Source organism: Geobacillus zalihae (assembly GCF_030414215.1).
Lineage (GTDB): Bacteria > Bacillota > Bacilli > Bacillales > Anoxybacillaceae > Geobacillus > Geobacillus zalihae.
Genome location: NZ_CP129217.1, coordinates 1,810,269 through 1,830,409 on the forward strand (window position 1 = coordinate 1,810,269; position 20,141 = coordinate 1,830,409).

The 20,141-nt window shown below is 51.0% G+C and carries 18 protein-coding genes; 6 read left to right on the forward strand and 12 right to left on the reverse strand.

Annotated elements, in window-relative coordinates; all coding sequences use genetic code 11:
* Positions 1-147: 147 nt before the first annotated feature.
* Positions 148-2,514 (reverse strand): immune inhibitor A domain-containing protein, encoded by a 2,367-nt coding sequence (locus tag QWV57_RS09245; RefSeq protein WP_060788106.1) that lies wholly within the window; start codon positions 2,512-2,514, stop codon positions 148-150.
* A gap of 264 nt (positions 2,515-2,778) precedes the next feature.
* Between QWV57_RS09245 and QWV57_RS09250 the strand changes: the two genes are divergently transcribed.
* Together QWV57_RS09250 and map are read left to right on the forward strand one after the other, a co-directional pair.
* Entirely contained in the window at positions 2,779-4,083 is a 1,305-nt protein-coding gene (locus QWV57_RS09250) for a sensor histidine kinase (RefSeq protein WP_060787947.1), read from the forward strand.
* A gap of 242 nt (positions 4,084-4,325) precedes the next feature.
* Entirely contained in the window at positions 4,326-5,075 is a 750-nt protein-coding gene (map, locus tag QWV57_RS09255) for a type I methionyl aminopeptidase (protein ID WP_013145244.1), read from the forward strand.
* Positions 5,076-5,225: 150 nt separating this feature from the next.
* Here the strand turns inward: map and QWV57_RS09260 are convergent, their stop codons facing one another.
* Positions 5,226-5,627 (reverse strand): secondary thiamine-phosphate synthase enzyme YjbQ, encoded by a 402-nt coding sequence (locus QWV57_RS09260; RefSeq protein ID WP_013145243.1) that lies wholly within the window; start codon positions 5,625-5,627, stop codon positions 5,226-5,228.
* 90 nt (positions 5,628-5,717) lie between these two features.
* Here QWV57_RS09260 and QWV57_RS09265 point away from each other — a divergent pair, with 90 nt between their 5' ends.
* Entirely contained in the window at positions 5,718-6,725 is a 1,008-nt protein-coding gene (locus QWV57_RS09265; RefSeq protein ID WP_013523837.1) for an MBL fold metallo-hydrolase, read from the forward strand.
* A gap of 43 nt (positions 6,726-6,768) precedes the next feature.
* Here QWV57_RS09265 and QWV57_RS09270 read toward each other — a convergent pair whose 3' ends face one another.
* The 7 genes from QWV57_RS09270 to QWV57_RS09300 all read right to left on the reverse strand — a co-directional run bounded on the left by QWV57_RS09270 (position 6,769) and on the right by QWV57_RS09300 (position 14,994).
* Positions 6,769-7,617 carry a TIGR03943 family putative permease subunit gene (locus QWV57_RS09270; RefSeq protein ID WP_060787902.1) on the reverse strand — a complete coding sequence of 283 codons (849 nt, stop codon included), beginning with the start codon at positions 7,615-7,617 and terminating at the stop codon, positions 6,769-6,771.
* Between the two features lie 15 nt (positions 7,618-7,632).
* Positions 7,633-8,499 (reverse strand): permease, encoded by an 867-nt coding sequence (locus tag QWV57_RS09275; protein ID WP_129447006.1) that lies wholly within the window; start codon positions 8,497-8,499, stop codon positions 7,633-7,635.
* Between the two features lie 132 nt (positions 8,500-8,631).
* A complete protein-coding gene (locus QWV57_RS09280; protein ID WP_129447007.1) occupies positions 8,632-10,500 on the reverse strand; it encodes a PTS fructose transporter subunit IIABC in 1,869 nt (622 codons plus the stop codon).
* 26 nt (positions 10,501-10,526) lie between these two features.
* Positions 10,527-11,438 carry a 1-phosphofructokinase gene (gene pfkB, locus QWV57_RS09285; protein ID WP_081132608.1) on the reverse strand — a complete coding sequence of 304 codons (912 nt, stop codon included), beginning with the start codon at positions 11,436-11,438 and terminating at the stop codon, positions 10,527-10,529.
* Positions 11,435-12,187 (reverse strand): DeoR/GlpR family DNA-binding transcription regulator, encoded by a 753-nt coding sequence (locus QWV57_RS09290; protein WP_081132609.1) that lies wholly within the window; start codon positions 12,185-12,187, stop codon positions 11,435-11,437. Before QWV57_RS09290 ends, pfkB begins: the two co-directional genes overlap by 4 nt.
* 178 nt (positions 12,188-12,365) lie before the next feature.
* On the reverse strand, positions 12,366-14,198 hold the full coding sequence (locus QWV57_RS09295; protein ID WP_301099572.1) for a diguanylate cyclase: 1,833 nt from the start codon (positions 14,196-14,198) through the stop codon (positions 12,366-12,368).
* A 199-nt stretch (positions 14,199-14,397) separates the two neighbouring features.
* Positions 14,398-14,994 (reverse strand): DUF5317 domain-containing protein, encoded by a 597-nt coding sequence (locus tag QWV57_RS09300; RefSeq protein WP_094238747.1) that lies wholly within the window; start codon positions 14,992-14,994, stop codon positions 14,398-14,400.
* A gap of 452 nt (positions 14,995-15,446) precedes the next feature.
* Between QWV57_RS09300 and QWV57_RS09305 the strand changes: the two genes are divergently transcribed.
* From QWV57_RS09305 to QWV57_RS09315, 3 genes are all read left to right on the forward strand, one after another.
* Positions 15,447-16,325, forward strand: a complete 879-nt coding sequence (locus tag QWV57_RS09305; protein ID WP_014195983.1) for an IS982-like element ISGsp1 family transposase — start codon at positions 15,447-15,449, stop codon at positions 16,323-16,325.
* A gap of 87 nt (positions 16,326-16,412) precedes the next feature.
* Positions 16,413-16,694 carry an AbrB/MazE/SpoVT family DNA-binding domain-containing protein gene (locus QWV57_RS09310; protein WP_049626673.1) on the forward strand — a complete coding sequence of 94 codons (282 nt, stop codon included), beginning with the start codon at positions 16,413-16,415 and terminating at the stop codon, positions 16,692-16,694.
* 20 nt (positions 16,695-16,714) lie between these two features.
* Positions 16,715-17,137 carry a type II toxin-antitoxin system death-on-curing family toxin gene (locus QWV57_RS09315; RefSeq protein WP_129446928.1) on the forward strand — a complete coding sequence of 141 codons (423 nt, stop codon included), beginning with the start codon at positions 16,715-16,717 and terminating at the stop codon, positions 17,135-17,137.
* Positions 17,138-17,626: 489 nt separating this feature from the next.
* On the opposite strand, the gene QWV57_RS09320 is transcribed toward QWV57_RS09315, so the two are convergent.
* From QWV57_RS09320 to QWV57_RS09330, 3 genes are read right to left on the reverse strand one after another with little or no spacing between them, the layout of a single operon-like run.
* Positions 17,627-17,773, reverse strand: a complete 147-nt coding sequence (locus QWV57_RS09320) for a FeoB-associated Cys-rich membrane protein (RefSeq protein ID WP_129446929.1) — start codon at positions 17,771-17,773, stop codon at positions 17,627-17,629.
* Between the two features lie 15 nt (positions 17,774-17,788).
* The gene (gene feoB / locus QWV57_RS09325; protein ID WP_129446931.1) at positions 17,789-19,783 is read right to left on the reverse strand and encodes a ferrous iron transport protein B; all 1,995 of its coding nucleotides are present in this window, start codon (positions 19,781-19,783) and stop codon (positions 17,789-17,791) included.
* On the reverse strand, positions 19,784-20,005 hold the full coding sequence (locus QWV57_RS09330) for a FeoA family protein (protein ID WP_015374938.1): 222 nt from the start codon (positions 20,003-20,005) through the stop codon (positions 19,784-19,786). It lies immediately after the preceding gene.
* Positions 20,006-20,141 lie beyond the last annotated feature (136 nt).

The following is a 20,141-nucleotide window of genomic DNA, read 5'->3' on the forward strand; positions in this document are numbered from 1 at the left end:
CCCTTCTCATCCAATCCTACTTATGATTATAAACGGAAAAAGCGGAAAAAAGGGGGAAAGAAAAATCAACAAATTCGACGAAGGGATGACAAACCGTGTCGACAAATGCTCGGCGCACGGAAATGTTCCGTGCGCCTTTGGAGGTTGTCAGCGGTAGATCAACACGCGCGCTGCCGTGCGGTCAGCGCTTTCACCGATGACGCGGATTTTTAGGCCATAGTTGGGCACGTTCCGGCCGGCGTCAACGGCCCCTTTATTGTCATACGACCGGCTGTCGTCAAACACCGGCGTCGGCGATGTATCGTTGTCGATCAGCTGTGAGCCATTGATCGCCACGCGGAATGAGGCTCCTTTTTGCAGGCTGAACGCCGCATCGTGCACTTGATAGCGAGTCGACGCTGTCGTGTTGCCCGACCATTTCAATGTATGCTGGTCGGCATCCACAACGCCAAGAAACCCTTCGCCCGGATGGACGCCCGTCCAGTTGTTGTCATAGCCTTCATCTACATACCAGACGACAAGACCTGGATCGTACGAAAGGAGCCGGCCGCCGCGCAAAATATGGGCGAGCCCTTCATCGACGCCGCGGTGGTTGCGCCATTCAAGCAAATAGTAATGATCCGAGTATCGCTTACCATTACTCTTTTCAAAGCCGGTCATCACAAAGGAGCTGTCCCCTTCGGCGCCGTCGGCAAGCACAGCTGCGCCATCTGCCGTCACTTGAATGTTGTCAACATACCACCCAGCTTCCGACACCGCTACATCAGTGATGTAATGGAAGCGAAGGTCAATCGTTTGTCCTGCATAGGCCGACAAGTCAAATTCCGCCTTCACCCAGCCGTTTGACGTACCGGTAATGCCGTTGCCCGGGTTTTGCCCGTACGGATTGTTGGTCGTCGTAATGTTTCCTTGAATTGTTGTCCATTCGTTGCTGCCATGCGGTTTTACTTCTACCGCCCCATAATCCCAGTCTTTCTCAATCGCATACCATGTATCAAAAGCCAGCGTCGCCTTGGACGCTCCCGTCAAATCGATCGTCGTTGACATCGTATGATCTAAGTTGTTTCCACTGCCGGAGAAATATGCATACGCACCGCTTGGCGGAATAGTGACGACCGTCTCTTTTTTCGGCAAATTGATGCGCACGGCATCGTTGTTCGTCCCTTTCGTGCTCGCTTCATCGAGCACGACTTCAACACCGTTTTGCGTCACTTCGTTCCACTCAACGGTCGTTCCGCTCAGCCAGTTGCTGCCGGGCATTGTCGACTGCAAAAACTGTTTCGCCCAGGCGCTGAAGCCGGTCGGCTCGGTGCCCGGAATGCGTCCCGCCCAACTTCCGCTTGACATAATCGACCAATAGGCAACTGGCTCGCCTAAACCGGAGTAAATCGTATCGTATTCATCCGGCAACCCTAAATCGTGGCCGTATTCGTGAGCAAACACCCCCGCCGCCCCGTCAGCCGGTTCAATCGTATAATCGTAAGCCGCCAGTTGACCGCGCCAATACGGCACATCCGTCGTCGTATTCGGAATGCGGTACACCGATCCTAAATTCCAGCGGTGCGACCAAATGGCATCGCCGCCGAGCGAACCGCCGCCCGATTCTTCTCCGACGCTGGAGTGAATGATCATTAAATGGTCAATCAAACCGTCCGGTTCGCGATAATTGCCGTCGCCATCCAAATCATACCGATCCTCTTGGTCAAACTCACGCAAATCAATGGTCGGGTCCTGGGCGGCTGCCGCCAGCGCTTCGCGCACAAGCGCCCGTGGATTGGCGTCATTGCCATCCGGCGCCGGTACATTTCCGCCATAGTATTTAGCCGGATACTTCGCCTGATACCAGCCTGCCACTTTTCCTTCAATGGAATAGCTGCCGCCTGATTGCTCTTCATAATATTTTTTTACTGAGATAAGCTTCTCGCCATTCGGCCCATCGTAATAGCCGTCATCGCCGCCGAAAATCATATCTTCATAATGTTCGCGTGTATAATCTTTATAATACATATCCGTTTCAGTTGGCTGAATGTTGTTATGCGGAAAGTCCGGATATTCGATGAGCAAAACGAGTACACGGTCGACCCGCTTGCCGCCGTTCCATGGCTCCGGCTTGACGGATGGCACGGAAGCCGTTTTCGATTGTCCGAGCTTTTTCCCTTTCCCGTTCAGCACGCCATTTGTCTGCTGTCCGTCCTGCATCGCCTCGGCGCGCTTTGCCTCTTTATCGTATAATTCTCCTTTTCCTCGCGGCATATGAATCGCCTTTTGCCGCAAATAGTCGCGCACTGCTTGTTCCACCTCAGCAGGAGTCGCATCAGCGCGAAGCTTTCCGCTCCGTTTCAACATTTCCGCCAGCTTTTCCTCATTGGCAATCGCAAAATCGACCGGTCCCCCTTGCTTCACAGCCGGAATGCCGGGGGCGTTAGCCGCTTTCGGCGCTTCCGCCGGAGATGCCCACAGCCCGATGCCGAGCGACAGCGCGGCAACGAGTGAAGTGATCGAACGCTTAGACAGAAAAACCCCTCCTTCACTATGATAGAATATATATACAATTAAAATATTACAAAATAGTTTGATAATAATAAACCGCTACTTTACTAAATAAACAAAAAATAGTTCTTTTTTCCTGCTCTTGTCGAAAAAACAAGATTTATATCAAAAAAAGGCTATGAATTCGACCTTAACATGCGGGTCGGTTTCCGGTTACAATGTAATATATTCGCAGTTTTTGTAGAAATTCTGGTTATGCAGCTTGACGATGGGAAAGAAGGTGCCGCGATGCTGAATATTTTTAAAGACTTTTTGCTCAACTTGTTTTTCATCCTTCTGCCGGTGTTCCTCGTTCCCCTCTGTACGGAGCAGGAGAAGAGGCCAAAACGATTCCGCCTTTATTTGCCGACCATTTGTTACGCCGTCGTGATCATGTTATGCATCACCCTCCCGGTCGGAACAGAGAATGATTTCATCTTCGACTTGCGGCAAATTCCTCTATGGCTTGGCGGTTTGTACGGCGGAGCGGGGGCGGCGACGGTTTTAGCGTTGACATCGATCGCCTACCGCTCGCTGTTCGGCGGAGCTGGCGTCTTCGTCACCGTCGTCGTTTCCATCGCCATCGCTGCAACAAGCAGTTTATTGACAAAACGGTTTGTCGAGCTGCCAACCAAACAGCGCACGCTGTTCGCTGTATCGCTCAGCTTCGGCTCTGGCCTGTTGACCGTCGCCATAGCGGAGTGGATGGCTGCTGCGGTTTCTCCTCCGCCTTCCGTTGCGCTTATCTTTTTGTTTGTACAGCCCATCAGCATGCTCATCGTTTGTTCGTTTCAGGAAATGGTGCACCATAACATCGCGCTGCGCAAACGAGTGATTCGGGCCGAGAAAATGGAAGCCGTCACCCATTTAGCTGCTTCCATCTCCCATGAAATTCGCAATCCACTCACCGCGGCGCGTGGGTTTATCCAACTGATCGAAGAGCAGCCGCTCGCTGCCGACAAACGCCGCCAGTATGCGCGCATCGCCATTGAGGAGCTTGACCGAGCTGAAGCGATCATCACCGATTACTTGACGTTTGCCAAGCCGGCGCCCGAGACGCCGGAAAAGCTGAACGTGAAGCTCGAAATCGAGCGAGTCATTGACATCCTCCGCCCGCTCGCCAATATGAGCTGCGTCGATATTCAAGCGACGCTTGCGCCATTTTCCGTCATCGGTGAGCGCGAAAAATTCCGTCAATGTTTGCTCAACGTAATGAAAAACGCCATCGAAGCGATGCCTAACGGCGGGACGTTGCAAGTATACGTCTCCATTGACAACGGACGCGTGCTCATCCGCATCGCCGATACCGGCGTTGGCATGACGAAAGAACAGCTCGAACGGCTTGGCGAACCGTATTTTACGACGAAAGGCGTCAAAGGCACGGGGCTCGGGATGATGGTCGTCTACCGCATCATTGAATCGATGAACGGAACGATTCGCATCGAAAGCGAAATACATAAAGGAACGACGGTGTCGATTTATTTGCCGCTCGCACCGTCTCCTTCTTCCTCAACGATTTCTGATAAAGAAAAACAGCTGTTTGCCGCCTTTTGACATAGCAGAGGCGAGCTGGAAAAGCTTTTTGCAGGCAAGGATCAATCACTCGAAATTCTGTATGCCCCATCAAAGGGCCTTTCTTTTTCCTGAGCATCTTCGCCTCTTTCGCATCCTATTTTGAGGTGAAATCTTGGAATCGATCCGCAGTTCAGAATGGATTGCCGCGGTTTCACATCACCGTTCTTTTTGCTACAATACTTATCGAAGCGAAACACATCGAGGGAAAAGGAGACAGTTGCATGATTCACGTCAAAACGGAACGGGAAATTCAATTGATGCGCGAGGCGGGGAAACTCTTGGCCGCCTGTCATCAAGAGATCGCCAAACGCATCGGACCGGGCGTCACAACGATGGAAATCGACCGGTTCGTTGAAACGTTTTTGGCTAAATACGGCGCCAAACCGGAACAAAAAGGATACCGCGGCTATCCGTATGCGACATGCGCTTCCATTAACGATGAAATTTGCCACGGGTTTCCGCGCAACGAGCCGCTGAAAGAAGGCGATATCGTCACGATCGACTTTGTCGTCAATTTGCGCGGAGCGCTCGCCGATTCCGCCTGGACGTACGCCATCGGCGACGTCGGTGAAGACGTGCAAAAACTGCTTAACGTCACCGAGCAGTCGCTCTATAAAGGAATCGAGCAAGCCGTTCTCGGCAATCGGATCGGCGACATCGGCCACGCCATTCAAACGTACGTCGAAGCGCACGGCTTTTCCGTCGTCCGCGATTTCACCGGACACGGCATCGGCCCGACGATCCACGAAGAACCGTATGTCCCCCACTTCGGTGAAAAAGGAAAAGGGATGCGTTTAAAGGAAGGGATGGTCATCACGATCGAACCGATGGTCAACATGGGGGCATGGCAAAGCAAAATGGATCCGAACGGCTGGACGGCGCGAACGATCGACGGCTCGTATTCAGCGCAATATGAACATACGATCGCCATTACGAAAAACGGACCGCTCATTTTGACGACGCCGGCGTAAGGGCAACGGCGCCAGCCGGCTTTTTGCCAATAGAAAAACCCGGGCAAACGATTCGCCCGGGTCTTTTCTATGCTTTTCCCCATTTGCTGACGGTATGATTCAGCCATCGTCTTTCCTTATGTTTAATATTCACATAATATAATTATGGTTTCATCCTCCAATGACTTTCACGTAAAACGTCCGGTGGCGCGGCCCATCGTACTCGCAAAAATAGACGCCTTGCCACCGCCCAAGGAGCAGGCGGCCTTCATGAATGATGACGTGCTGCGACGCACCAACCGTGCTCGCTTTCATATGGGCGGCTGTGTTTCCCTCCATATGGCGGTCAAGCGGATGCTCCCACGGATATGTTTCATCAAAGCGGCGCATCATGTCGCGCTTGACATCTGGATCCGCGTTTTCGTTAATGGTGATGCCAGCCGTTGTATGCGGACAATAAACGACAGCGATCCCTTCCGTCACGTTAGCCTGGCGCACCGTCTCCTCGACGAATGAAGTAATGTCGATCATTTCATCCCGCTTTGCCGTGCGGATTGTAAACGAACGAAGCATACATTCCACCACCTGGGCAAACATTTTGTACTTCGCAAAAAAGGTTTGCTACTCTAAATAATATAACACAAAAAATGGAGTGAGAAATCGTTGGCCAAGCGCTATGAAAACTTAGACGGCGTCTCGACGCACAAAACATGGGCCGATTTCCGCCGCTGGCAGCGGGAGCGGAAACAAAAACAAAAAGATTTGTCCTACGTCGTGCCGCATGTTTCACCGCCTCAATACGAGAGGCTTCAGGAGCCGAATGGCAGGCCGCAGCTCTGTTGGGTCGGCCATTCGACCTTTGTCGTTCAACTCAATGGCATCACCATCGTCACCGATCCCGTCTGGGCGAATTGGATGGGCGCGGCCAAACGCTTGACGGCTCCCGGCGTTCCGCTTGACAAGATGCCGCCCGTGGACGTTGTGCTCATCTCCCACGGCCACTACGACCATTTGCATTTCGGCAGCCTCCGCCGCTTAAAAGGCGATCCGCACGTGTTCGTGCCGGTCGGCCTCGGCCGCTTGTTCCGCCGCCGCGGCTACCGCCATGTCACCGAACTGTCATGGTGGGAAACGGTCGTCTTCCGTGATGTGTCGCTGACGTTTGTTCCATCCCAGCATTGGACGCGGCGGACGCTGTGGGACACGAACACGTCGCATTGGGGCGGATGGGTGATCACATCAAACGGCGCGCCCACCATCTACTTCGCCGGCGACAGCGGCTACTTCCGCGGCTTTCGCGACATCGGCGAACGCTTTTCCATCGACTATGCGCTCTTGCCGATCGGCGCGTACGAACCGGAATGGTTCATGGGGCCGCAGCACACCACACCCGAAGAAGCGGTGCAGGCGTTTTTGGACTGCCGCTCCCGGCTGTTTGTGCCGATGCATTACGGGGCGTTCCGCCTCGCGGACGATACGCCGAAAGAAGCGCTTGACCGCCTATGGGCTGAATGGCGGCGGCGCGGATTGGAAGAGGAGCGCTTGCTTTGCTTGAAACTCGGCGAGGTGATCGATGCCGCCCAAGCGTTGACGGCCCTTTCCCCATTCGACAATTCGTTCAGCCAAACAAGCGCAATCACCATGGTGAAACAAGCGCGGCAAAAGGAATGAGCGCAACTTTATCCAAAAGAGCGAGCCAGTCCGCGGCTCGCTCTTATTCATTGAATTGGCGGTATACGTACGGCTCCTTCGGTTTGGCCACCCTCTCCCATGACGTCACTTTTACATACGGAAGCGTCATATGAAACGGCTGGTAATACATGGTGGATAGCGTACCTTTCACATGAATCCATTCATCATTTTGAAGCGGCGCCGTCTTTGGAAACTGAAGGAGCAGCCCGTACACCCCTGAATCCGCAACACAATGAATGATTCCAAAGCGAAGGAGAAACGCCTCATTGGCGCGCGCCGTTTCTTCACGGTAGACAAACCCGGTGAATTCAATGTCGCGGGCGGCAAATTCGCCAGGAAACTGATAAATCGTTTCCATGGCATTTAAATAATTTTGATCATTCAACTCCAAGCGAGGGAGACGGCTGTATTTTTTCAGCTCTTTTTCCATGGCATTTTGATAATCATCCCGCCCATAATACATGCTCGTATCCGGACGCAAAAACTGCCGCTGGGCAAACGGATCGCTGCTGTCAGCCGCCATCCCAGGAACATGAATCCCTTTCGCCTTTACGACTTCAGAATCCAGCGTCGCAACGGGAAACAAGAAGGCGGAAACAAGCGGAAAAACAAAAATAAGGTAATTCACCGCCCGCTTCCAGCGCGCGGACGGCTCATGATGATGATGGCCGCAGCATTCTTCCCCATGATCGTGCGGTTCCTCGTTGCGGCTTGCCAGCACAAATTGCACGATCGTTAAAAAAGCAAACACAAACATCGCACTAAACGAAATATACGAATACCGCATATTAATGTATTTGCTCAACTCTCCAGTAATATATAAATGAAAAAACAAAAACGCAAACCCAAGCAAAATATACATGCGAATCATGCCGCCACCTCCTTGCTAGATCAATAGCGATCCGGCAAACACAAACAACGTGATATAGGAAATCAGTTTCCACACAAACCGGGCGCGGAATGACTGAAACAACATGAGCGTATTTTTCACATCGAGCATCGGCCCGTAAACGAGAAACGCTGCCAGCGCGTGAAACGGAAATGTGCTTTGAAACGACGAGGCGATAAAGGCGTCCGCCTCGGAACAGAGCGACAGCACGAAGGCGAGCGCCATCATGACCAAAGAGGCCGCCACTTTCCCATTGCCGATCGACACAAGCGCCGACGTTTTCACATACGTTTGCATCACCGAAGCAATGAACGCCCCAATGATCAAATACTTCCCGGTCGCAAAAAATTCATCGATCGTATGGCGCAGGGTGCCGACGATTTTCTCTTTCCAAGTACGGGGCATCATCGGCATCTCGCGCCGTTCATGGCGCAACTCGCTGCCTTCATGCCGAATCGCTATCACGGCACCGACAGCGACGGCGACGGCGCAAGCGAACAGCGCCCGGCACAATACCATCGTCCAACTGCTTCCGAAGGCGATATATGTCGAAAACAGCACAACCGGATTGATGACGGGCGCCGTTAACATAAACGGCACGGCCGCGTAAAGCGGCACCCCCTTGGCGACGAGACGGCGGGTGATCGGCACGATGCTGCATTCGCATGAAGGGAAAAACACTCCAAGCAATGTGGCATAAACAATGGCCAAAAGGCGGTTTTTCGGCACCCACCGTTGTACGGTCTCTTCACTGACAAACATTTGAATGACTCCGGAAACAAACACCCCGAGCACGACGAACGGCAACGATTCAATCAATATGCTGATAAAAATCGTATTCAGCTGCAAAAACGTGTTCATCATGGGTTCTCCTCTCATTTACAACCGTTCATTTTATCATGATAAATGACCATTGTCATGAAAATTTGGTAAGAAAAATAGCAAACTCCATAACAAAAAAGGCGCTCCGCCTTTGGCGAAACGCCTCTTCTTCTATTATTCTTCCACTTCTTTTTTCCACAACCCGACCATCAATGCGGTTACGATGGAACCAATCAAAATAGCCAAGATATAAAGCCATGCACTGCCTTTGACGATCGGGATGACGAAAATCCCTCCGTGCGGCGCCGGCAGCCCGATATGGAACCACATCGTCAACGCTCCCGCAACAGCCGATCCGACGATAATCGATGGAATGACCCGCACCGGGTCAGCCGCGGCAAACGGAATCGCCCCTTCGGTAATGAACGAAGCGCCCATGATATAGCACGTTTTTCCGGCTTCCCGCTCGGCTTTCGTGAATTTCTTTTTAAAGAACGTTGTCGCCAGCGCCAATCCGAGCGGTGGCACCATCCCGCCAGCCATAATCGCCGCATGCGGCGCAAAGTTGCCAGCTTCAATCATCGCCAGCCCAAACGTATACGCCGCTTTGTTGATCGGTCCGCCCATATCGACCGCCATCATACCTCCCAACACCGCACCAAGCAGCACTAAGTTGGCTGTTCCCATGCCGGAAAGCCAATGTTTCAGTCCTTCATTCAACGCCTTGACAGGATCGATGACCACATACATCATAATGACGCCGGTGAGGAAAATGCCGAATACCGGATAGAGCAGCACCGGTTTAATCCCCTCAAGCGACTGCGGCAAGCGGCTGAACAGTTTGCGCAGCCCGACGACCAAATACCCGGCCAGAAAGCCAGCGATCAATCCGCCCAAGAAACCCGCCCCGCCGTTCGCCGCCAGAAAACCGCCGACCATCCCCGGCGCAAACCCCGGCCGGTCGGCAATGCTCATGGCGATGAATGCGGCCAGCACAGGAACCATCAACGCGAACGCATTGCCGCCGCCGATGTCCATTAACAGTTTGGCAAACGGATGATACGACGGATCGTTCGGGTCAAACGCTTTAATGCCGAACGTGAAGGAAATGGCAATCAAAATCCCGCCGCCGACGACAAACGGAAGCATATTTGATACGCCGTTCATCAAATGCTTGTAAAAACCGGTGCGCGGTTTCGCCGCCCCCACGCTGCCCCGCGCCGCACCGCCTGCCCGATAAATCGGCGCGTCTTGGCGGAGCGCCTGCTCGATGAGCTTCTCCGGCTCGCGGATCGCACGAGCGACCGGCACTTGGATGACAGGTTTCCCGTCAAAACGGTCCATGTCGACTTGTTTATCGGCTGCGACAATGATCGCCGCGGCTTCTTCAATCTCCTGTGCGGTGAGAGCGTTTTTCACTCCATCTGAGCCGTTGGTCTCGACTTTGATGGATACCCCCATTTCGGCTGCTTTCGCCTTCAGTGCATCAGCGGCCATATACGTATGAGCGATTCCGGTCGGACAAGCGGTTACTGCCAACACTTTCCGCCCGTTCCCTGCCCGCACCGCTTGCTGTGGAGCTTCTTGCTCGCTTTCTTTCGCGGCAACCAAACGGATAATCTCCTCCTCGCTTGAAGCGGTTTCAAGCTGAGCACGGAACGATGCATCCATCAACATCGACGACAAGCGGGCGAGCGCCTCAAGGTGCGTCTGCTCCCCGCCTTCTGGCGCGGCGATCATGAAAAACAAATGGCTTGGCTTGCCATCGAGCGACTCATAATCAATGCCTTCCACTGAACGGCCGAACGCCACCGCCGGGCGCTTGACCGCCGCCGTTTTGGCGTGCGGAATGGCGATGCCGTCGCCAACGCCGGTCGTGCTTTGTTTTTCCCGCGCCCAAATGGCTTGCTTAAACGCTTCCACATCGCTGACCGCTCCCGCTTCGGCAAGCTTTTCAGCCAGTTCATCAATGACTTCGCCCTTTGTCTTCGCTTGAAGCGCGAGAATCATCGTTTCTTTTGTCAACAAATCTGTAATCTTCATTGGCCCAATCCCCCTTTATTTTCAATTTATAAATGCACGATATGGACGCGGTCGACGAGCGCTTCCACTTCCTCTTTCGTACACAAATCTTCCGAAAACGCGGTCGCGCTTCCAGCGGCGACACTGTAAGCAAACGCTTCCTCAATGGATGTTCCGCTCGCCCAGGCGGCCAAAAATCCAGCGACCATCGAATCGCCCGCCCCGACCGAATTTTTCACCGTTCCTTTTGGCGCTTCGGCAAACAGCGTTGCTTCCCGGCCGAAGTAAAACGCCCCCGCGCCGCCCATTGACACAATGAGATGTTCCACTCCTCTTTCAACCAACCGGCGGCCATAGAGGATGATTTCTTTTTTCGTCAGCACAGCGGCGCCAAACAGTTCGGCCAGCTCATGGTGGTTCGGCTTGGCAAGAAACGGCCGGCAGGCGAGCAGCGCCTCGAGCGCCGGACCGCTCGTATCGACAACAAGACGAACACGCCGTTTCACCGCTCGAGCCGCCAATCGCTCGTACATGTCCGCCGACAGCGACGTCGGCGCGCTTCCAGCGAGAACAAGCACATCACCGGCCGAAAGCGCTCCGACTTTCGCGATCAATTGCGCGGCATCGTCATCGGCAATCATCGGGCCTTCACCGTTAATTTCCGTCTCCCGCCCCGCTTTCAGTTTGACGTTAATGCGCGTTTGCCCTGGGACATGAACAAAATCGCAAGCAATGCCTTCTTTCCGAAGCTCGCTTTCAATGAACCCGCCGGTGAACCCGCCGACGAATCCAAGCGCCGTGCTGTCAACACCGAAACGCTTCAACACGCGCGATACGTTGATCCCTTTCCCGCCTGGAAATGTGAACGTTTTCAGCGAACGATTCAGTTCGCCAACATGAAGCTCATCGAGGTGAACGATATAATCCACAGATGGATTCAACGTACATGTGTAAATCATGGAGCCACAACCTCTACCGTTGTTTTAGTTCGATACAAATCTTTCCACTCTTCATCCAATTCATCGGTGATCAACACCGCTTCATGCAAATCCGCAATTTTCGCAAACGAGCTTTCATTCAACTTCGAATGGTCAGCAAGCACATACGCACGTTGCGCCAGCTGCATCGCCGTATATTTCACCAGCGCTTCTTCCGGATCCGGCGTCGTATAACCATAATCGTAATGAACGCCATTGGCGCCGATGAAGCATTGGTCAAAGCGGTACTGCCGCAGCGACTCGATGGCGCCCCGCCCGATCAACGCCTTCGTTTTCGGCTTGATCATGCCGCCGACCAAATACGTCGTGACGTTATGCTCAAGCAGCCGCTCGACATGCATCACGCCGTTCGTGACCACGATGACCTCTTTGCCAGCCAAGTGCGGAATCATTTCCCGCGTTGTCGTTCCCGCGTCCAAATAGATGCAGTTTCCTTTTTGCACCAAGCTGGCCGCATAGGCGGCGATCCGCCGCTTTTCCTCTATATATTTCAGCGACTTTTCCGACACACTTAATTCTTCGCGTTTTTGCTGCAACAAGGCCGCCCCGCCGTGCACACGGCGCAGTTTCTTTTCGGTCTCAAGCTGCGTCAAATCACGGCGAATCGTCGACTCTGACGCCCCGGTCGCGTCAACGAGCTCTTGCAGCTTGACAACCCCTTTTTGCGCCAACAGGTCCAAAATGAGGCGGTGACGTTCTTCTGTCAGCACACTCCCACCTCCGATCATCGGGGATATCGCTTACAACTCTATCATATCCCAAGACAACGAAAAAATCAATCAAAAACATTCATTTTCTATCAATATCATTCAATAAATAAGAAAAACCATTCAAAAACATTCAAAACCAAAATAAAAACACTTGCCATCGGCAAGTGCCTTCTGTCGCTTAATTCAGTTGCTCCATCTCGGCAAGCGGCAAATAATGCTCGCGCACAAACGCGACAAACTTCGCCGCATACACGGGATCAAACTGCGTCCCAGCGCAACGCTCGATTTCCTCAAGCGCCTCTTCAAACGTTTTCGTCGGCTGGTACGGCCGCTCGGTCGTCATGGCGTCAAATGAGTCGATAATACACAAAATGCGGGCCAATTTCGGGATTTCTTCCCCTTTCAGCCCGTACGGATACCCTTTTCCATCATATCGTTCGTGATGCAGCTCGACAAGCGGAATCAACTCATCAAACCGCTTCTCCGCCGCCACAATCTCGCGCCCCCACGTCACATGCTTTTTAATGATCTCCCATTCATGCTTTTCCAATTTTCCAGACTTATTTAAAATATCCCGGGGCACTTCGATTTTTCCAATGTCATGAATAATCGCTCCCAGGGCAAGCGTCTGCCGTTCATGGACCGTCAATTCGTCAAGGCGGCTGCCAAATTCAAGTGCATATTTAAACACCCGTTTGCTATGGCGGTATGTATAGACATCTTTCGAAAGAAAGAATTTCACTTGCTGCTCGAGCGCTTCCAAGTCTTGTTTAAACTTAATTTCATCCAAGCACATATTATGTTTATCATACAACTGAACGTTGTTTTTCCCTTGCGCCTTCGCGTAATAAAGCGCCTGATCGGCGCGGTGGATGAGCTCATCGCTTTCATGCATATCCTTTTCCATCTCGGCGATGCCGCACGAAAACGACAGGCAACGGTACGGAATATGCTCGACGCCGTCAAAATATGTATCGTTCACTTCTTTGCGCAACCGGTTTAAAAACGCGTACGCGTCTTCTTTCGTCGTGTTGGGCATTAAAATGGCAAACTCTTCGCCGCCATAGCGGGCGACCGTGAAGTTCGTCCCTTCCACCGCTTGTTGCAGCAGCTTCCCAAAAAAAGCCAACAAACGATCTCCTTGCAAATGCCCGTTCCGGTCATTGTATTTTTTAAAATCGTCCAAATCCAGAAATGCCAAGGTCAACGGCTGTTTCAACAGCTTGCAGTCGGAAAACTGCTCCTTGAGCGTTTCTTTGAAAAAACCGTGGTTGTATAGGCCGGTGAGATGGTCGCGATTGACTTGATTTGCTTTTTCCTGATATAAATAAAGAAGCTTCCGGAAGGCAATGGATAAAAATGTGATTAAAATGGTAAACAAGAAAACACCAAAATATTTGGCCTCTTGCAACAAAAATAACAAAACAAGCGAAAGAATTAGAGTAATGCAATAGGTCATTCCCACTTCTTTTAATAATCCGAAATTGAGAACACCATTAAATAAACGTTGTGAAGAAATAATAAAATAACAAGATAGCACCAGTATATTTACTAAAAAATAAACAAACAAAGAAATTATATAAGGAAAGATATTGGTAATATTTATCGTGCCGACCGTTCCTCCAGATAAATGAAAAACATAATGTGCACTTATAATCATCAAACAATACATAGAAAAATTAAATAAATGCTTCCATAATTCAATGCTTCTTTTATATAGGGCATATATAAAACTAAATATTCCCAACACAAGTAACGTAATATGTAAATTAAAAACAAATAAACAAGCCAAATAAATCGATGAATCCATAGAAATAGAGTTCCCTTTTGGGGGAAGGTAAATCAAAAAACGATTCACTATAAGAACAGAAGCTGTTAATACATAAATCAAAACCCAATCACTCAAAGAAAAAAATGAGACGGTCAAATGAAAAAAATAAACAAAGAGACCCAGTAAAGAAATCCCTAAAATATAGAGTTTGACACCGATAGACGATATACGATTTCCCATTCAAAATCACTCTCAGTAATTCAAAATTTATAAAAAAGCTAAGAGAGGCAGTTTTCAGCCCCTCGTCATTTCAATCGTTATTACACAATCATTATTACACAAGCTTCATACCCGATGTCAATGCAACAATCACAGACCCAATAATCAACAGGTTAATAAGAGTTTGTTTCCATTTCATAAATAAACTCCTCCCCTTAATTTATTGATTCGCAGGAGCGGCCGTTGTTTCTTTCTCAGCATCGTCTGCCCCATGCCGCGGTGCACTGAGCATCAGATGCTGGATGAACAAGAACGCCCCTACGTTCATCACGACGTCGCCGATACTGATGACTTGTTGGCGCGGGTACGGTGGAGACAGCGGAATGATGTCGCCGAGAAACGGCAGAAGCGTATCCGATGTGATCGCCTGGTGCTTGCCGTACAGACCGGCTTTTAACGCTTCGATGTATTCGCGGCCGAGAAATTGGGCGGCTTCGATCGATACCGGCATCCGTCCGCCGTTTACGGCCATGACGATAAAGTTAAGCAAGACGCCGGCGAAGATGACCGAAAACCCCGGCTGATGGCGGTTGAGCCATAAAAACGCGAGCCCGGTGATGTAGACGAGGAGAAAAATGCCGTTGCTCATGCTCGAGATCCATGCGACCCGCTCTTGCAGGAAAAAAACCACAAACTGCACCGCCAATAAGATCGGGAACAGCCAACCGCCGCGCAATTTCATGTTGGCCAACCCTTTCAGGCTTCCGCCGCGAAACCAGCCGATCAACAACGACAAAATGATTCCATCGTAAACCATAATGCTGTCCCCTTGATAAACAGAATTTTCTCTTTTTTCTAAACTAATGTCCTCACTTCTATTTTTACCGTTTTTTTCATTCCATGTAAATAGTCCGTTCGTCCTAACTACAAACAAATTTTGATGAATATCGTTTCCTTCTTTTCGTTTTCGTCATTCTTTGAAACAAGAAACGACAAAAACAGCGTCATGTATATCCATTGAATAGTGACAAAGAACCTACCCTCAATGGAATGATCCCCCGACTGCAAATGCGGCATGCGTTTTTCTCGTTGAAAGACAAAAAGCCCTTTTTTATTATTCCGTATTGCTTTTCGGAAGATCATTGTTATAATTGTTTATACAGTAACCCGTGGTGCTAGATAAACTTGATCAAGCATAAAAATAGCCCTTGCTGGCGGATCTCCAGTAGAATGAAAGTGTCACCCAACATTCGAAAGGAGAGATCCCCCATGCAAGAGCACTTTCATTTTACTACAGATCCAGCCAAACTTCAAAAACAATATGCCGCTATTTTCTGTTTTGTTTCTGCCCAACTGTCGTTGATTCAAATGTATCTTCATCGCCGCAACCGTCACTTGGTCAAGCAAGAAGACGAAGTGGTCATGGCGGTTCACCTTTTGGGGAAGCTGCTGGGCTTTTCTTCCGAACGAGCCTGGCATCGTTTTGTCACGGGAAATTTGTTCACAAACGGCTCGTTTCTTGAACGCTCCCGATACAACCGCCGCTGCCGGGCGCTTGGTTTCGCCATCAAATGGATCCGTCATGAGCTGGCGAAACGTGGCCAACACCATGCTTATGCGGTCGTCGACAGCTTGCCTCTTCCGTTGTGCCATCCCGTGAGAATGCAGCGCGTCAAGCGATTTCGAGGGATCGCAGATATGGGGTATTGTGCTTCCAAAAAGCAATGGTACTACGGTTTCAAGCTGCATCTTCAAGTGACCAATCAAGGGCTGGCCATGGGCTATGTCGTGACGGAAGCGTCCTGCCACGACGTCAAAGCCGCTGAAACGGTGATGACTCAAATCCCTCATCCCTACAACTTTGGGGACAAAGGGTACATCAGCCACGCTCTTCGAGAAAAGCTGTACGAAGAACACCAAGTCGCGTTCTGGACACCGTCTCGACACAATCAAAAGCACGGCCCATCCAAGGCATGGGAAGAATGGATCCAAAAAAAACGCAAAGTCATCGAGACGGTGTTTTCGATTCTCGTAGACCAATACCGGATCACCGACATTCGAGCGAATTCCATGGCCGGGTTTGAAGTGGCACTCGATGGCATCTTGTTGGCTTATTCCTTGGTCACACTAGGGCTGGTTGAGCGCTGACGCTCAACTAGCACCACGGGTACAGTAATAATTTTATGGATAAAAACGTCCTTTTTGTCCATATTATGGAAAGGAGATGAAAAAGAAATGGACGCGGAAATGTTGGGAAGCAAGAATGACAAAACGTATACACGTCGGATTAGCCAAGTCGGGAATAGTTTGTCCGTTAGCATCCCGAAAGATTTAGCCACGATGCTAAACCTAAATAAAGGCGATGAAATCGAAATATATTACGACAAGGAACGAGGGGAAATCGTGATGAAACGCGCAAACCGAATTCCAAAAGGAGTCCGTCCTGAAGTCGCGATGGCGATGAACCGCGCGATCTCCAAATATGACGAAGCGCTGCGCAACTTGAAATATAGATAAAGGAGCAGCTGGAGGAAAACATGGTTTATTATTTGACAGCGGAAGAAATCATATTTATCCATTACACGGTCATGGAAATGTACGACGATGCAGAACAAGCGGGGATCCAATTCCCCGATAAATTCGCGTGGATGTTGGAAAGACCGAAAACGAAATTGTTCGGGGAGGAACAGTTCCCTTCGATTATTGAAAAGGCTTGCTGCTATTACCATTCCATCGCGACAGGTCATATTTTCCACAACGGCAATAAGCGGACGGCTTTAACCGTATTCGTCACGTTCCTTGATTTGAATGGATATGAGTTCACGATGACCAATAAAGAAGCGGAAAATTTCACAGTGTACCTTGTCGAGGATGCCAAGTTCCGAGGAAATGATTGCATCCAGCATCTTGCCCACGAATTAGAGAGTTACATCCGTCCCATCCAAAAACGAAAAGAGTGAGGAAAAGAGTGAGGAAAAGAGCGGGCCAAAGCCGGGTCAAGTTCAATTATTGCGTGAAATTCCATCGCCAACCCAGTAAACTTGGATGACAGGACCACAACGTCGTTTTTTGCTGCTTTGTTTTTACACAACTGTGCGAACCTTGATCCAAAGCCGCCTTTTCGCTATCCTCAATTTTTAGGTATTGTCAAAAGTTTATCCTCCACACTCACGGTCTTCCCTTGAGTTTCAACGGTTGAACGAAAAAAGCTTTCTACCCCCGGTGTTTCGGCCATCATTGAGGCAACAACACCCAACAGCCAAAACAAAGGGCGGCCTGATCTTTTGTCCTCCAGAGCCCGTTGAAACGGATGGTCCGTTGAAGCAGCTTACCCATTGTATCCCCGCTTATTTTTTGGCTATCCTACAACATGGAAGCGAAAGTCTTTCGTCGGAAAATGAGAAAAACGGATTCCGATCATCGTCAGGAATCCGTTCGTCTTGAACGGGTTACCTCTCCGTCCCGCAGCTGCCTCGGCAATGGTCAGCCACATGGCATGACGCGCACGCCCCTTTGGCGCTTTTTTTCACGTGGCGAACCAGCGTCCAGCCGGCGTAGGCAAAAATCGCTCCGCCGATCACAAGATTCACGATCATCGATTCTCTCTCCTTTCATGAATAACCAAGCATATGCCCAAACTGATAGACGGCAAACGAAATGACATACGCAACCGTCAGCGCGCATCCGATTGACAACAGCGTCCATTTCCGCGACCCGGTTTCTTTGCGAATCGCCGCCACCGTCGCTAGACACGGCGTATAAAGCAGGACGAACACCATAAAGCTGAACGCCGACAGCGGCGTGAAATGGGAGGCGATCACCTGCTTCAGCCCATTCTCCTCATGAACGTGGTAAATAATATTCATCGTCGACACCACAACTTCTTTCGCCAAAAAGCCGGTGATCAAAGCCGCGCCCGCCTGCCAGGCGCCAAAGCCAAGCGGGGCAAGCAACGGAGCGATGAGGCCGCCGATGGCGGCGAGAAAGCTGTCATCCATCGCGACGCCGACCCCATGCGGCCCGATATACGTCAACAGCCAAATGGCGACCGAACCGCCGAAAATAAAGGTTCCTGCTTTGCGGATGAATCCTTTCCCTTTCTCCCATGTGCTCCGCCATAACGTGAGCGCCTGCGGCACGCGGTATGGCGGCAGTTCAATGACAAACAGCGAACTTTCGTTTTTCAAGAGCGTCGATGAGAACAACTTGGCGAGCCCCAAAGCCACTACAATGCCAAGCACGTAAAGCGAAAAGACGACAAGCGCCTGTTCGCGGACGAAAAACGTGCCGGCAAACAAGGCGTACACCGGCAAGCGGGCGGAACACGACATAAACGGCAGCGCCAAGATCGTCAACAGCCGTTCTTTCGGCTGCTCGATCGTGCGCGCCGCCATCACTCCAGGAACGTTGCAGCCAAAGCCAATGATCATCGGGATAAACGCCTTGCCGTTTAACCCGATCGCTTCCATCATCCGGTCCATCACCATCGCCACGCGCGCCATATATCCGGAGTCTTCAAGCAAAGAAATGAAAAAGAACAAAATGAAAATTTGCGGCACAAACACCAACACCCCGCCGACCCCAGCGACAATCCCGTCCAAAACGAGTGCCTTGATAAACGGCGACGCCCCCGCCCAGTCGAGAAGACGGGACAGCCAATCAGTGAACGGCCCTGAGAAGAAAGCGTCAAGCTGATCGGCAAGCGGCGTCCCAAGCCAGTTAAACGTGAGCATAAACACGAGATACATCAGCGCCAAAAAAATCGGCAGCCCGACATAACGGTTTGTCACAACCACATCGATTTTTTCCGTCCATGTCAACGGTTTGTTCTCAAGCGCGATCGCCGCAACAGCGATCGCCTCACCGATCCAGCGGTCACGCGTCTCATAAATCTGTTCGGCGACCGAAGATCCGAGCTTCTGTTCCGCCTCTGCGCGGGCTTCTAGAAGCGGAGAAAGATCCAACCGCCCGCGCAAATAGGCGGCGATGCGCTCGTTTCCTTCAAGGAACTGCAACGCCGCCCATCGTTTGTTTCCAGGCACATCGTCCGGCAGCTGCTCGGCAATGCGGCGGATCGCGCGTTCCACCTCAACGCCGTAATCAATAAAAATGCGGGAATGGTGTCCGTCTTTTGCCGACAAAATGGTGCGCGATAACTCCTTTGTCCCCTTTCCCGTTCGGGCGATGACCGGAACAACTGGGACGCCGAGATGGCGTGACAGCTTGGCGGCATCGATTTTGACGCCGCGTTTTTCAGCGACATCCACCATATTCAAAGCGATGATGAGCGGGCGGCCAAATTCCAATAGCTGAACCGTCAAATGCAAGTTGCGCTGAAGTTGTGACGCGTCAACGATATTGACAATCGCTGAGCACGGCTCGGTCAATAAAAAATCGGTCGCCACTCCTTCATCACGCGACAGCGGCTGAAGCGAATACACGCCGGGCAAGTCGACCACCGAAACCCCGTGCTGGCGGAGCACTCCGATTTTTTTCTCGACCGTCACCCCGCTCCAGTTGCCCACATATTCATAAGACCCAGTTAAGCAGTTAAACAATGACGTTTTGCCGGTGTTTGGATTGCCAAATAAAGCGATGTAGGACATTTATTTCACCTCGATCGATGACGCCTCTTTGCGCCGCAAGCCGATCGCCTGTCCATCGATTTCGATCATCACCGGTCCGCCAAACGGCATCGCGGCTTTCAACCGCACCGTTTTCCCTTCTTTCACCCCTAGATGAAGAAGACGCTGTTTCAGTGCCTCCTGCTCAATGGCCAGACGGACGACGACCGCTGTTTCCCCTTTATGCAAATCAGTCAGCACCATGATCATTTCCCCCTGTTTTTCTATCCGTCTCTCCTGTGATTCAATAATGATTCTTCTTCTCAATTCCAATCATACCATAAGCAAAGAAGAAAGGAGTGACTTTTTTCACAATCATTCCTCATTGTCATCATTTCTT

Bases quoted from the DNA above. Each gene is read 5' to 3' on its own strand.
- QWV57_RS09250 (WP_060787947.1), top strand. From the start codon at position 2,779: ATGCTGAATATTTTTAAAGACTTTTTGCTCAACTTGTTTTTCATCCTT.
- map (WP_013145244.1), top strand. From the start codon at position 4,326: ATGATTCACGTCAAAACGGAACGGGAAATTCAATTGATGCGCGAGGCG.
- QWV57_RS09260 (WP_013145243.1), bottom strand. From the start codon at position 5,627: ATGCTTCGTTCGTTTACAATCCGCACGGCAAAGCGGGATGAAATGATC.
- QWV57_RS09270 (WP_060787902.1), bottom strand. From the start codon at position 7,617: ATGATTCGCATGTATATTTTGCTTGGGTTTGCGTTTTTGTTTTTTCAT.
- QWV57_RS09275 (WP_129447006.1), bottom strand. From the start codon at position 8,499: ATGATGAACACGTTTTTGCAGCTGAATACGATTTTTATCAGCATATTG.
- QWV57_RS09280 (WP_129447007.1), bottom strand. From the start codon at position 10,500: ATGAAGATTACAGATTTGTTGACAAAAGAAACGATGATTCTCGCGCTT.
- pfkB (WP_081132608.1), bottom strand. From the start codon at position 11,438: ATGATTTACACATGTACGTTGAATCCATCTGTGGATTATATCGTTCAC.
- QWV57_RS09295 (WP_301099572.1), bottom strand. From the start codon at position 14,198: ATGGGAAATCGTATATCGTCTATCGGTGTCAAACTCTATATTTTAGGG.
- QWV57_RS09300 (WP_094238747.1), bottom strand. From the start codon at position 14,994: ATGGTTTACGATGGAATCATTTTGTCGTTGTTGATCGGCTGGTTTCGC.
- QWV57_RS09305 (WP_014195983.1), top strand. From the start codon at position 15,447: ATGCAAGAGCACTTTCATTTTACTACAGATCCAGCCAAACTTCAAAAA.
- QWV57_RS09310 (WP_049626673.1), top strand. From the start codon at position 16,413: ATGGACGCGGAAATGTTGGGAAGCAAGAATGACAAAACGTATACACGT.
- QWV57_RS09315 (WP_129446928.1), top strand. From the start codon at position 16,715: ATGGTTTATTATTTGACAGCGGAAGAAATCATATTTATCCATTACACG.
- QWV57_RS09320 (WP_129446929.1), bottom strand. From the start codon at position 17,773: ATGATCGTGAATCTTGTGATCGGCGGAGCGATTTTTGCCTACGCCGGC.
- feoB (WP_129446931.1), bottom strand. From the start codon at position 19,783: ATGTCCTACATCGCTTTATTTGGCAATCCAAACACCGGCAAAACGTCA.
- QWV57_RS09330 (WP_015374938.1), bottom strand. From the start codon at position 20,005: ATGGTGCTGACTGATTTGCATAAAGGGGAAACAGCGGTCGTCGTCCGT.